Origin of the sequence: Desulfovibrio inopinatus DSM 10711, from assembly GCF_000429305.1 — a bacterium.
GTDB lineage: Bacteria > Desulfobacterota > Desulfovibrionia > Desulfovibrionales > Desulfovibrionaceae > Alteridesulfovibrio > Alteridesulfovibrio inopinatus.
This window is the reverse complement of the sequence record NZ_KE386881.1, coordinates 127,970-140,332: the sequence shown is the minus strand read 5'-3', so window position 1 is coordinate 140,332 and position 12,363 is coordinate 127,970. Positions and strand designations below refer to the sequence as shown.

Genomic DNA, 12,363 nt, shown 5'->3' with positions numbered 1-12,363 from the left:
TGCGTTTCATAAACGCGTCGTCATCTGGGAGATGTTTTTTATTGAATGCGTTACCTTTGTTATTGTGCAGGAATCAAAACGTCGATCTTATGCACTCAATCCGGAAATAATCCACAAGAGTACGGACAGAACGAATCCTCCTGCAATCCACGGGAGTGCATAACGCATCTCCTTCTCCACTCCGGAAGGCGACGTGAAGGGGGTTGAACCCGTGAAATTCATGGCAAGGTAGGTGGATATCGCAGTGCTAAAAAGCACAAGCGCCGAGCCAGCCAGGAAAGAATCACCCATGAATGCTGCGATTGTACCCGTACCAAAGCCAGTAAGCGCTCCTTTGATGGAAAACGCACGTCCTGGCAGCCAAGGGAGGAAGAGCGGAACAATGACGGTTCCGGCCACGATTCCAGCTACACCGGCCAAAAAGGCGGCATAACCGCGTGTGAGAGCGGCATGAAACGAAAAGATGGAAGGGCTAATTCCCGAAACAAGCAACATCAGCACAAGTCCGATAATGATCGGTTTCCATAGAAGGGTAATTTCAACCGGAATGAGAACAGCGCGTTCAGACATATTGAAGGTGACTCGACGCATTGCAGTATCGGCTTGTAGATTATTCGCAAGAAATTGCGGGATATCTTTGCTCAGAATGGGACCGAATATGGTTGGAAATCCTGTTTTTTTTCTGACTTCTCTTGCATTAACGCCGGTTGCGGCGAGTTGAGGCAAAATGAGTGTTGCTTCTGGTGCAATGCATTTGAGTTCACTCATTGCGACACGATGAATGATTTCGACCGTGGAGAACGTTTTTTTCCCGGCGGCGCACCAGACATTGATGCCGTGTGTATCCAGGATAAGAATCCAGGCGTTGACACCTTCTATATCATGACGCAGGGCATCGACAGTGAGCTTGTAATTGCAGGTTACAAGAACTTCTGAACCCGCATTGGGGGTTCCTACGCAGTACAGGCCTGGAACAATTTTATAATTTGTTCGTCCTCCGAGTCGAGCGAACATCGTTCCGCCATGATCGCGTAGCGAAAGATGTGTACGGAGACGAGGGACCGGGCCACCCGGTGTTTCATAAAATGATTCGATAAATGGGGAAATAGTATATCCAGGCTTGTCATAGACTCCGAAACCGGACTCTGTTTTGGGACCTCAGCAGGGTGCATTATCAGCGGGAGGAGGAAAGCCAGGGAGATCGTGCACAGAAATTTCATCAAGGAGCGAAGGGGACAATCCGGCAGAGGATAATGGCGTTACTTCATGTGAGTTGGTCTTCATATCGTTGTATTCCAAAATGTTACAAGTCGATCACCATGAGGTGAAGAAGAAAAAATATGACGTTGTATTGGGATAAGATACTATTACCTGTAGAAAAAATATAGCGGATGATTGAAAAAAAGGTACATCCCTTTGATTTTCAGTATACTATCCGTTCTCTATAAGCAATGTGGTGAATGGTTTATTTTTCCGGGAGCAAATCTTTACGGAAACGGCCTGCGGAGAATGAGATCACGAGGATTTTAAGAAATTGAAGCTGATACAGCGCGTTGTGGTGGTTGAGGAGGAGTGGATCCTCAACCACCTCTACGAGCACCGTAGGAAATCAGGAATTACGAGTTTGAGTGCTGAGACACGGTCGCGGCATGAACACGCTCAAGTTCCAGGTCGAATTGCCGGCCTGACTTGAGGGTGAGCGTCCCCTTGATAATATCTGGATTCACGAGTTGTCCGGCAAACGTATGACCGGAACCATGCAGTCCATTGATTGCGTTGCCGAAAACGGCTCCAACGACATGGTACGTGCTTTGGGTTCCCATAATGTCAGTCAGGTTCGCAATCCCTTCAAACATTTGGTCGTTTTGAACAAGAGTGACTTCGATGCGGGAGCCGAGGATGGAACCGCACCATGCGCCAGTGATGCTTTGGCAGAGTGCGCGTGAAATATTGGCGAAAAACAGCAGGGCCAGGACGGTCGTGATGAATGCAATGCGTTTCATTATGATAGCTCCGTACCGTGGCTGGAGGTGGTACCGAGGAGTCGGCTAAAGACATCATGATAATTATTTACCATGACGTCCATGGAAAATTCGGCGTGTGCCTTGCGTCGGCCGGCTTGTCCCATGGCAAGCCGACGCGCATCGTCGATGATGAGGGACAAGAGGGCTTGTGCCAATGCATCGGGGTTTCGAGGTTCAACCAGAAGGCCGGTTTCGTTGTCTCTGACGACCTCGGGAATGCCACCAACCGAAGTTGCAACAACAGAGACGCCAGAGGCCATGGCTTCGAGAATAACATTGGGCATTCCCTCGCGTACCGAGCTTAATGCCAGTATCGAGGCTTGTTGAAGAAATGGGCGTACATCCGAACTCGCCGGGTAGATGCGAATGCGGGATTTCGCTTTGTGCCGGGAAACCTGCTTGGAAACGTCGTGGGACATGGGGCCGTCGCCGACAAGCCAAAGTTCTGCGGCGGGGTGTTTTGCCGCAACGGTTTCAAAAGCGCGAAGGAGTGTTTCGTGATCTTTGTCCTCGCAAAACCGGGCCAGACAAAGGATGACAAGGCGTACCGGGCGCAATTCATCCGGTGGAGGCGCAAAAAAATCACAGTCGATGCCGTTTTTGATGACGGTAACGTTTTTGTCCGGCCGGCCGAGGCGTACCAGGTCGGTCTTGAGGGCTGCGGTATTGCAGATGTGGTGGTGGGCAATTCGGGCGAGAAACCGTTCATGCTGGCGACGAATAGCTCCACCTCCACGGCAGGTTCCGATGACAACAGGAACTTTGGCCAGCCGAGCGAAAATACGTCCCCAAATATTGGGAACGGCGGTGAGGGGCATCAGAATGTCTGGTCGAGTTTCGGCAAGGGCGCGTCGTAGAGCCGTTAACGATGAAAGTTTGACGGCAGGGGTGTCGGCAAGAACTCGAACCGGAACATCGTATTGTTGGGCCGTTGAGGAGAAATCCGATCCGGCCATCATAGTCCATATCTGGGGTGAGAACCGGGAACGGTCGAGCCGTTTTGCCAGTTCAAGAGTCTGACGTTGCGTCCCTCCAAAAAGGAGGTCTTGCAGTAAGAGGACCACGGTGGCCGGGGGAGATGAATGTGTCATGGTCAGATTTTAATATCCCATGAGTCCGCAGCACCGCGTGCAAGCAGGCATGATGCCTTTCGTGTGGAGACTGCCACGGAATTTCCGATACGGTTCACTATTCCAGAGTTCGGTAATGGTATTCTCTTTCACATTACCAACAATATAGTCGTGGTAATCACGGCACGGTGACATATCGCCGTTGGAATCGATTTCTACAGCTTGATAGATGGAAATGCACCGGTCATAGCCGAAGTGGGCATTATGATTCGTGTAATATTCGCGGAGGTTTTCCACTCCCGTGATATTCGGAATGATGTTGACTGGCGGCGAGGAAAGGGATTTTGACCGTTTTTGCAGCTCCATGAGTTGCTCGTTTAAGGCTTGATGCTCTTTGATGGTCCAGTCGCCGACCCAGCCCCAATGCAGTTTAGGTGTAAAGCCAAATCGTGAGGCGAAATCTTCATCATGGGCTTTGGCCGATGCTTCGTCGATCCACCAGGAAAGATAGAAGACAAAAATATCGACTCTATCTTTATAGGTTTCGTAGATATCGACAAGGTTGTGCATGTTGGTTTGTGAAATGGTGGTCAGGCTGGCAATAAGGGGCAGAGTGCCGCCTTTGCGCTTACGTTCTTCACGGACAACTTCCAATGTATGTTGAACATCTTGAAAGTTATCACCGTCACCGGCTGCCGGACGGGCAAGATTGTGTGTTTCGCGGTCGTGTCCGTCGATGGAAATTTGCAGAAGAAACATCGGCGCGTTGACAAGGCGTTCGGCTGCAGCCGCAACACCAGAGGTGTTCGTCGCAATGGATGTCGGCATTCCATATTCTGCGGCACGATCGATGATATCGAGCCATCCCTTGTACATACTCGGCTCTCCACCCCAAAGGTAAACGGAAGGCTTGTGCCCGTTTGCGTTCAGGTCGTCGAGAAGTGCGAGATACCTCTCGGGAGTGACTTCAGATTTTTTGAGATCTTTGAGATTGCACTTGTGGAGAAAGCCCTGGTCGCCCCACTGTCCGCAGGTATGGCAGCGAAGATTGCACAGATCGGTGATGCGGATACTGAGTTGGCGGATGGTGCGGGCATGTCCTTCTTCGGCTTTAGGATTGAGGTAATCGAAAAAGATTTTTTCTTTTTCGATACCAGCCAACCGTGCAGCCAACCAAGGATGGCGGAGGACTTTGCTGAAATTTTTGTAAATCGTTCCAAGTGCGATACTGCTTCTTTTAGACATGCAACCCTCCAAGGGTTTGTCGTCGAACTGGGGAAATGGAAATTCACGATGCCCGACATGGGGCGTATGAAGACTCTATAATCCAACGGCCTCGAACACATAATCTCCGCCAAAGTCCTCGTCAACCTGGTTAAAAGAGGGACAGGCAAATTATCCACCTCTGTGTGGTCATGCTGTTAATGATTGATGCAGCATGATGGAACGGATCAGAAAAGGAGCAAGATCCTTTTGCGAGGAAAATAAATCTCACGAAGCAACGAAAGAGAACGCTCGAAAACGAAATATTCTTTTATGAATTGGGAAGGATTGGGAGATGTCTCCTCCAAGATGGGAGTCATATCTCGGCGTGTTGTGTTTAAACGATTTCGGAAAGCCGTTTGAGCGAGTACATATTGAGTCCGGTAACCTGCTTGGGAGGACGGTCTTTCACCGTAAAGACTTTGAAGCGTCTGGCCAGTCTGGAAACGAACGATTTGGATCCAATGATACCTGCGTCGGTAAACCACCGTGTTCGTAGGAGAAGGCGATCGATGAGTGTATATTCGTCGTCGGCATTGCGATCGTCGCGAGAAGGGATTGTCATACGGGGGCCATTGGGGGAGGGAGCGAGGGTTCCGGTCTCAGCGAGAAATTGGCGATAGAGCCGGAGGCGTTCGCGAGTCGAAGTTTTCGGAGCGATATCCCAGTCGTTGAGACCGAAATCAAGGCTCAGAAAGTTATCTTGGTTCCCTGATTGGAGATGATAGCCTAACGAGCACCATCGATATTTTTCGGGGTGCTTGACGATCCCGGCCCGAACGGGATTGAGGTCAATATATGCCAGGCAATTGATAAGCGTCCGACCGTCTTCAACAATAACGCTTTTGTAGCGATCTCCCCAAAGATAACCGCGTCGGTTGTGGCGCCTGTTGTACGATCGTGAAAACGTCTGCTTTATCTCTCGCATAAGTTCCGACAGATTCGTCCATTTCTGGCGATACCGATTGATTTGGAGCTCGGTAATCACGGCATCGGGACCATAACGGAGTTTAAAGTGATCGGTGACGTCCTGGTTGGTTACGGTATCGGGCGGATACATTCTGAGAAGAAGATGAAAATGGTTTCCCATGAGGGCAAATCCGAGAACCTCACAAAAATATATGGTGGAAAATTGTTTGATGATCGAAAGGAGAATGTCCTTCTCAAGGGCATCAAAGGGAAAACCGTCAAGTGCCGTACGCGACATGACATGATAGACTGACGGCTGGTCTGAGAGAAGAAGACGGGCTATGCGTGGCATGATTTTCCCCCTCTACAGTTGAAGCGAGCGTTCGTGTGTCGGTGGAGCGAAGTGCTGCTGATTATGTATGCCAACATGGATACAGCGAACAAACTTCAAACGTCAATAAAATTTGCCTGTCCCCATTATTCACTTCACAAGGAGAGAGAGAGGGCGTACAAGCCGGGACAATGTGATGGGAGGGATTATATGCATGCGTTGGTCTATCATCGAAGTGTTTTGCGGTATGTATTAGGGCAGGTGGCGAACCGATTTGCCCGGAAGCATTTTTTTGCCGGGTTGTCGCCGTTGCGCTGTGAAGAGGTCGATTTCAAACCGGCTGATCCTAATTGGGTTCGATTGCGGGTTTTGATGTGTGGTATATGCGGTTCCGATATCAGTTTGCTGAAAGGTTCCGAATCCTTTCTTATGGAACCCTATGCATCTTTACCCGCCATCCTTGGCCATGAAATTGTCGCACGTGTGGATGCTTCGCAGACCGACAGCGAGTTCAAAATTGGTGAGCGCGTTGTTGTCGAGCCGGTTTTGAGCTGTGAACCGCGAGGCCTTCCATTATGTCCGGCATGTGCGGCCGGGGACTACAATGTCTGCACAAATTTTCTCGACGGTTCCATCGCTCCAGGAGCATTTCTTGGGTATAATGCGTCGGCTGGGGGCGGAATGGCCGAAATGACGGCCGCCCATCCGTCGCGATTAATCCGTGTGCCTGATACATTGACCGATGAAGAAGCTGTTCTGGCCGATTCTTTGGCGTCGGCGTTGCAACCCGTTCTCACCTCATTTCCCAAAAACGGCGATCGGGTTGTTGTCTATGGTGCCGGTATTCTTGGACAACATGTCGTTCGCATCTTGCGGGCTCTTGGCGTTGATATCTCCATTACCGTTATTGCCAGGCATCAGTTCCAAGCTGATCTCGCCAAAGCGGGGGGAGCCGATACGATTCTGCGTTCTCCTTCTCGGCAGGATCTGGCATCGGCCGTGCGTGCTAAGTATGTACCGACCACATTGGGCGGAGGGAATATTGAAGGAGGAGCCGATATCATTTACGATTGTGTCGGCAGTTCGCGTTCTTTCGAGGACGGATTGCTCGCCCTTCGCGCAAAAGGAACGTACGTCATGATTGGGACGGCCGGGAGTATTAACAAAGCTGATGTGTCAAGCCTTTGGTTCCGCGAGCTTACGCTCAAAGGGTCGGCAACATACGCTCATGCCGACTTCAATGGGAAGCGTGTCCGTACCTACGATATGGCGCTTGAATTACTTGGATCATCAGATTTTGAGACAGCTGGTCTGTTGACGCACACGTTTCCATTGACAGACTACCGCAAGGCGTTTGCTCTGAGTTTTGACAAAGGGCCGTCCGGATCGATGAAAATAGCATTCGATCTTCGCGCAGAATCCTAACACGCGAGTACCCCCCATGTTGTTGCTGAAGCGGGTTTTCGATCTCATGCGGACCGATGTTTCGACTGTTGAAGCCACGGCTCCGGCGTGGGATGCGGTCAAAACAATTTTGGCATCGATGGAGCACGACAATTCCATGGGGGCTTGTCTTATTGTCAATAATCACGGGGAATACGAAGGAATTCTCAGTGTGCGCGACGTGCTCAAGCACCTTGACGATACTGCGTTGAATGATGCCTTACGCATGAGTTTAGGCGCCGATTTTGAGTTCCAGTTCGAGCATTATACTGACGAGGCCTTGCGTGTTTCTGCCGGCTCGATAGCAAGGAAACCGCAGCCTTTGACTCCCACAGAACCATTAGCAATTGCCGCGAGTGCCATGATGGCGGAATGCCGTCGTTTTTGTCCGGTTGTTGATAATGGCAAGGCTCTCGGTATTGTCAATCTTGACGACATGTTTCGTCTGTTGGTCAATCCGGCCGTCATCGAGTCCACATAATTCGGCTCGATTTCGATCGCGTGCCCGGGGTCGGACGGCACACTGTTAGGCAAGGCTGTACCGATGATATTTCACATCGACATGGATGCCTTTTTTGCTTCTGTGGAGCAGCTCGATAATCCGGAACTTCGTGGATTACCCGTCATTATTGGAAAGGGTACACGCGGTGTGGTTTCAGCAGCATCGTATGAAGCCCGATGGTTTGGTGTACATTCGGCTATGCCTGTGATGCAGGCTCGGAAGCTTTGTCCTCACGGCATTTTTTTGTCCGGCCGTATGCATCGTTATGCCGAAATATCGCGTCAGGTCATGGCGCTTTTTGAAGAGATCGCTCCTGTTGTAGAACCTGCCTCTATTGACGAAGCCTATCTTGATGTTGCCGGATTGGGACGGCTGTATGGTCCTCCTCTCGAAATTGCGGTCATGATTCAACAACGGGTTCGTGAAGAAATCGATCTCTCTTGTGCCATTGGTGGGGCTCCCGTGAAGTTTCTCGCGAAAATCGCCTCGGATATGAAAAAGCCGGGGGGCATTACCATCATTGAAGAACATGATGTTTCCGAGGTGTTACGAACACTGCCTATTGGTAAGATTCCCGGAGTCGGGGGACGCACCGCCACGACCCTGGCTCGTCTCGGGATTGTCCATGCTGGTGACATGGCGCGGCAAAGTGATGCGTTTTGGGAACGTCATTTGGGGAAATGGGGGTTGGAGCTGGCCAAAAAAGCGCGGGGTGAAGACCGTTCTCGGGTCAATCCCTCTCGTGAGCGGAAATCTGTATCGGCAGAGCACACGCTGTCTCGCGATACTGCTGATCGAGACGTACTCTGTACACATCTTCTCACACAAGCGGAGCGCGTTGGTCATGGACTCCGACGACGAGGATTTGCCGGACGCACGGTGACGCTGAAGCTGAAATTTGCTGATTTTACGAACCTTACGCGCAGTGAAACGGTGTCGCACCCGCTGTGTGCCACAGATACGATTTATTCAACGGCAAAAAGTCTTTTCGACAAGATTGAATTGAGCCGTCCTGTGCGCCTTATTGGGGTTGGTGTTTCGAATTTTAATGGGCCGGCCCAACAGTTGACGCTGTTGCCCGATGAACGCCAATCTCGCCATGACCGTTTAGTTCAACTCGATCACGCCGTTGATGCCATTCAGGAAAAATATGGACGAGATATTATGGGAAGAGCTCGGGCGAAAAATCGGAGTGATTCAGAATGATTTAATTTCCCTTGCCTAATTCTTGGAAAAGGGTATCGTCATTGCTTCTTGGGCCGCATGATGCGGAAGATTGATAACCTTTTGAGAGGATGGATTTATATGCTGTACGAAGGCACCGTGAAATGGTTCAATGAGAAGAAAGGCTTTGGTTTTATTGAACGACCGGGTGAAGAAGACGTTTTCGTCCACTACTCGTCGATCAGTGGCCAGGGCTTCAAAACCCTCCATGAAGGTGAACGGGTCAACTTCGAAATTGTTCCCGGTGAACGCGGCGCCAAGGCGGCCAATGTAACGGTCGTCAACTAAGCGCATATTTTTTGTTTTAGCATATTTTTTCAGGCCCTTTCGAGGGCCTTTTTTTATGCTTTTTTGTGAGATTTTCTTTCTTCCGGTTGACTCTCATCACGATAACGGCCACAAAATTCCTGATTGTCTCTTATAAATGATGCTGCCGTGACCAAACATTGCACAACCAAGGAGAGTATCTGATGTTTCGGGTTTATTGCGTGTCGATGCGATGTCTATTCTTGTTTATTTTTTTCGTTGTATTGCATGCTTCTGTCGTGTGTGCACAATCCGATACGCCTGCTGAGAAGACGCAGATTCAAACGGCAGCACCACAAGAAGGATTGCCGGCACCGCAAACGTCTCTTTCTGAAGCGAAACCGTCTGATGCCAAACAAGATATGCCTTCTCTTGCGACTAAAAAGGTCGGAAAATCGCAAGCAGTGCGAAAAGCGCTTGTCTCCTTGTTGAATGCTGTTGCAAAGAATCAAGAATCATTGGACGAGTTGCAAAAAGCGTTGGATACGGCCGAGGATGACGACACAAAAAAAACGATTCAACAACGTATCGATTCGCTTCAAGCCTCCATTGCCGATCAACGTGAAGATTTATCCGAGATTGCTTCGGGTATTTCTATGGAGACCTTTGCCAAGCCCCAATTGAAGAAGTTCGACTGGAAAGCAGAGCTGGCGGAACTCTTTGCGCCCCTTGTTCAACAGATAAAAGATTTGACGGAACACCCTCGGGAGATTGAGCATCTTCGTACGGAGATCAATCGCCGTACTGAGGTTCTTTCCAAAGCGGAACAAGCGTTGAAACGTATTGATGGATTGATAGCGGAAACCAAAGATCCGGATCTGGTCGACTATCTGAAAAAACAGAAAGAGCATTGGGAATCGCTTATTTCCGATTACAAAGAAGCACTGGAACTTGCCATCCTTCAACTGGATCAGAAACAAAGCGAAACCAAATCACTGACAGACTCCATTTCCTCCTTGTTTCAACAATTTTTCAGTTCGCGAGGGCTGAATTTTATCTTTGCTTGTCTTGCCTTTTGTGGAGTGTTCTTTCTTGTACGACTGTTGCATCAACAGATTACCCCTTTGCTTTTCAAAAATAAAATAGGTGGAACAAGTTTCTCTGCGCGCTTGGTCAGTATTGCTGTAGGCGTTTTTGGATCTCTGTTGGCTATCCTCGCAGCATTGGCCGTTTTTTATGTCGCAGGAGATTGGGTCTTGCTTGGTCTTTCCATTATTTTGATCTTTGGTGCCATTTGGTCGGCCAAAGCCGGGATCAACAAGTATTGGGAGCAGGTGAAGCTTCTGCTTAATATTGGTGGAGTGCGCGAGGGTGAGCGTCTTGTCTGGAACGGTATCCCATATCGGGTTGATCGTATTCGGTATTACACGGTCTTGAATAATCCGGCGTTGTCCGGAGGGATGGTTCGTGTTCATATTGACGATCTGACGAGCAAATGCTCCAGGCCTTTTGAAAAGGGCGAGCCGTTTTTTCCTACGAAAAAAAATGATTACGTCCAGGTCGGTTCCGATTATGGTAAAATTCTTCGGCAAACACCCGATTTTGTTCAGCTTGAGTTACTTTCTGGTGCGATCAAATACTACCCGACAAGCAGTTTCCTCTCCGCATCCCCGTTGAATGTTGCGACAGGCTTTACGGTGACCGTAGTCTTCGGTGTGGACTATAAGCATCAAGACATTGCCACCACGGTTATTCCCGAAACATTACGAGCAGATATTGCCGACGCTTTTTCTCAGACAGCCATTGCGCAACACGTAAAAAGTGTCTCGACGAGTTTCAAAGAGGCTGCTGACTCATCGCTTAATATTTCGTTGTTTGTTACGCTCACGCATGAAGCGGCGACATGGTATTACTCGGCAGGCCGTTTGGTGCAGAAGGTTGCCGTGGAGACCTGCACCAGAAATGGCTGGGAGATTCCGTATCCGCAGATAACAGTACACAAAGTTGTAGACGATCAATAAGATTCTGTTGCTATACTGTGCGCGGATGTTGAATGCATATCAGTCGAGAGCGTTCTTGACAGGGCATATTCATCGCAGCATGGGGGAAAATATGGATAGTCGAGAGGTGATTCGGCATTTGGAAAATGATGGGTGGCGTTTAGTTCGTTCCAGTGGATCGCATAGGCATTTTCGGCATGAGACCAAGCCTGGAACCGTTACCGTCCCACATCCAAAGCGCAACATTACCATCAAGACATTGCTCAACATCGAGCGGCAGGCCTGTTTCGGGCTCAAACCTGAACGCGTAGGAGCAGGAGATGAGATATTACATTGCCGTGATTCATAAGCAGCGCGACTCAGAATATGAATTGTGTTTCCCTGATTTCCCTGGGTGCATTACTGCCGGTGCAGATCTTGTCAGTGCTCGAAATATGGCTGTTCAGGCTCTTGAAGGACATATTCGTGTGATGAATGATCACAATGAACCTCTCCCAATTCCGACGCCGCCGGAGCTTATTGATGCGAATCCGGATTATAAAGATGGTGTCATGATGCTTGTTCCTGCTAAAGTGGACGCTTAAACCACTTGAGAAAAGAGCAGACGAATATGTCTGTTCCTCTTCCTTGAATGCAAACGAGGGTACCGGTTGTGGTATGCCTCGTTTGCATTTTTTTCAGTGCTATCGCATCCACCTCTTATGCCAACATGGCATATAACGTTGCACCGACCATTCCCCCCACCATGACAAGGTTGAGTCCAATGCGAAGTGGAGGTGAAGTTACTGTGCGCATAAGCATTGCCCCGGCAACTCCCCACAGGGAGTGAAACGTCATGGCGAAGATTGAAAACGTTGCAACAAAGAGCACGACTTGTGGCAAAAGAGGCGCTTCCGGATTGACGACTTGGCTGAAGCCGACCACGGCCATGGTCCAGCTTTTGGGATTGCTTGGGTGGAGTACCAGTCCTTCCCAAAAGGAAAACCGTTTGTTTGATCCATGGGTGGAAAGTTGCATTGTCATGATTTTCCAACTTAAATACAGAATATACGCCATTCCTCCACACTTCACGACGATGGCAAGTTGAGGAGACCGAAGAAACAGGCCTCCCAACCCCACACTCACCAATGTATCAAGACACGTCGCCCCAAGAACTGCTCCTGCCAGAAATGGTAAGGAAGAACGAAATCCCGTTGTTTGACCAATGGCCATCATGGTCAGGTTACCCATTCCGGGTGTGGCCGTCATGAGAATTGCGAATAAGACAAATGCGAAATATGTCTCCATATTCATTGAAGTTACTCCATTGGGGAGAAAGGTTCTGTAATGAATCAGATGTACGGTTGACATT

13 protein-coding genes are annotated in these 12,363 nt (G+C 49.5%); 7 read left to right on the top strand and 6 right to left on the bottom strand.

The genetic code is table 11. The features are described from left to right. Window positions 1–87: 87 nt before the first annotated feature. The 5 genes from hgcA to G451_RS33390 form a co-directional block, all read right to left on the bottom strand. Window positions 88–1,284, bottom strand: a complete 1,197-nt coding sequence (hgcA, locus tag G451_RS0125135) for a mercury methylation corrinoid protein HgcA (RefSeq protein ID WP_252396621.1) — start codon at window positions 1,282–1,284, stop codon at window positions 88–90. A 332-nt stretch (window positions 1,285–1,616) separates the two neighbouring features. Continuing rightward, window positions 1,617–2,003 (bottom strand): hypothetical protein, encoded by a 387-nt coding sequence (locus tag G451_RS31725; protein WP_034644008.1) that lies wholly within the window; start codon window positions 2,001–2,003, stop codon window positions 1,617–1,619. Next, a complete protein-coding gene (locus G451_RS31720; RefSeq protein WP_051261902.1) occupies window positions 2,003–3,115 on the bottom strand; it encodes a glycosyltransferase family 4 protein in 1,113 nt (370 codons plus the stop codon). Before G451_RS31720 ends, G451_RS31725 begins: the two co-directional genes overlap by 1 nt. 9 nt (window positions 3,116–3,124) lie before the next feature. Beyond that, window positions 3,125–4,339 (bottom strand): radical SAM protein, encoded by a 1,215-nt coding sequence (locus G451_RS0125120; protein WP_027186386.1) that lies wholly within the window; start codon window positions 4,337–4,339, stop codon window positions 3,125–3,127. 355 nt (window positions 4,340–4,694) lie between these two features. Further along, a complete protein-coding gene (locus G451_RS33390) occupies window positions 4,695–5,618 on the bottom strand; it encodes a transposase (RefSeq protein WP_027186385.1) in 924 nt (307 codons plus the stop codon). Window positions 5,619–5,807: 189 nt separating this feature from the next. Here G451_RS33390 and G451_RS0125110 point away from each other — a divergent pair, with 189 nt between their 5' ends. The 7 genes from G451_RS0125110 (at window position 5,808) to G451_RS31710 (ending at window position 11,596) form a co-directional block, all read left to right on the top strand. After that, window positions 5,808–7,022, top strand: coding sequence for a zinc-dependent alcohol dehydrogenase (locus G451_RS0125110; RefSeq protein ID WP_027186384.1), 1,215 nt, complete (start codon window positions 5,808–5,810; stop codon window positions 7,020–7,022). A gap of 16 nt (window positions 7,023–7,038) precedes the next feature. Next, window positions 7,039–7,521, top strand: coding sequence for a CBS domain-containing protein (locus G451_RS0125105; RefSeq protein ID WP_027186383.1), 483 nt, complete (start codon window positions 7,039–7,041; stop codon window positions 7,519–7,521). Between the two features lie 63 nt (window positions 7,522–7,584). Next, complete coding sequence (locus G451_RS0125100; RefSeq protein WP_027186382.1) at window positions 7,585–8,748, top strand: DNA polymerase IV; 1,164 nt, start codon at window positions 7,585–7,587, stop codon at window positions 8,746–8,748. A 99-nt stretch (window positions 8,749–8,847) separates the two neighbouring features. Beyond that, complete coding sequence (locus G451_RS0125095; protein ID WP_034644007.1) at window positions 8,848–9,054, top strand: cold-shock protein; 207 nt, start codon at window positions 8,848–8,850, stop codon at window positions 9,052–9,054. Between the two features lie 221 nt (window positions 9,055–9,275). Next, entirely contained in the window at window positions 9,276–11,033 is a 1,758-nt protein-coding gene (locus G451_RS0125090) for a mechanosensitive ion channel family protein (RefSeq protein ID WP_156921821.1), read from the top strand. Between the two features lie 91 nt (window positions 11,034–11,124). Continuing rightward, complete coding sequence (locus G451_RS33920; protein WP_084448777.1) at window positions 11,125–11,361, top strand: type II toxin-antitoxin system HicA family toxin; 237 nt, start codon at window positions 11,125–11,127, stop codon at window positions 11,359–11,361. Further along, window positions 11,333–11,596: a type II toxin-antitoxin system HicB family antitoxin gene (locus G451_RS31710; RefSeq protein WP_051261901.1), complete on the top strand. Its 264-nt coding sequence runs from the start codon at window positions 11,333–11,335 to the stop codon at window positions 11,594–11,596. Before G451_RS33920 ends, G451_RS31710 begins: the two co-directional genes overlap by 29 nt. A 115-nt stretch (window positions 11,597–11,711) precedes the next feature. Here G451_RS31710 and G451_RS0125080 read toward each other — a convergent pair whose 3' ends face one another. Continuing rightward, window positions 11,712–12,305 carry a LysE family translocator gene (locus G451_RS0125080; RefSeq protein ID WP_027186379.1) on the bottom strand — a complete coding sequence of 198 codons (594 nt, stop codon included), beginning with the start codon at window positions 12,303–12,305 and terminating at the stop codon, window positions 11,712–11,714. Window positions 12,306–12,363 lie beyond the last annotated feature (58 nt).

Coding starts and splice junctions, on each gene's coding strand:
- G451_RS31725 (WP_034644008.1), bottom strand. CDS start 2,003: ATGAAACGCATTGCATTCATCACGACCGTCCTGGCCCTGCTGTTTTTC.
- G451_RS31720 (WP_051261902.1), bottom strand. CDS start 3,115: ATGACACATTCATCTCCCCCGGCCACCGTGGTCCTCTTACTGCAAGAC.
- G451_RS0125120 (WP_027186386.1), bottom strand. CDS start 4,339: ATGTCTAAAAGAAGCAGTATCGCACTTGGAACGATTTACAAAAATTTC.
- G451_RS33390 (WP_027186385.1), bottom strand. CDS start 5,618: ATGCCACGCATAGCCCGTCTTCTTCTCTCAGACCAGCCGTCAGTCTAT.
- G451_RS0125110 (WP_027186384.1), top strand. CDS start 5,808: ATGCATGCGTTGGTCTATCATCGAAGTGTTTTGCGGTATGTATTAGGG.
- G451_RS0125105 (WP_027186383.1), top strand. CDS start 7,039: ATGTTGTTGCTGAAGCGGGTTTTCGATCTCATGCGGACCGATGTTTCG.
- G451_RS0125100 (WP_027186382.1), top strand. CDS start 7,585: ATGATATTTCACATCGACATGGATGCCTTTTTTGCTTCTGTGGAGCAG.
- G451_RS0125095 (WP_034644007.1), top strand. CDS start 8,848: ATGCTGTACGAAGGCACCGTGAAATGGTTCAATGAGAAGAAAGGCTTT.
- G451_RS33920 (WP_084448777.1), top strand. CDS start 11,125: ATGGATAGTCGAGAGGTGATTCGGCATTTGGAAAATGATGGGTGGCGT.
- G451_RS31710 (WP_051261901.1), top strand. CDS start 11,333: ATGAGATATTACATTGCCGTGATTCATAAGCAGCGCGACTCAGAATAT.
- G451_RS0125080 (WP_027186379.1), bottom strand. CDS start 12,305: ATGAATATGGAGACATATTTCGCATTTGTCTTATTCGCAATTCTCATG.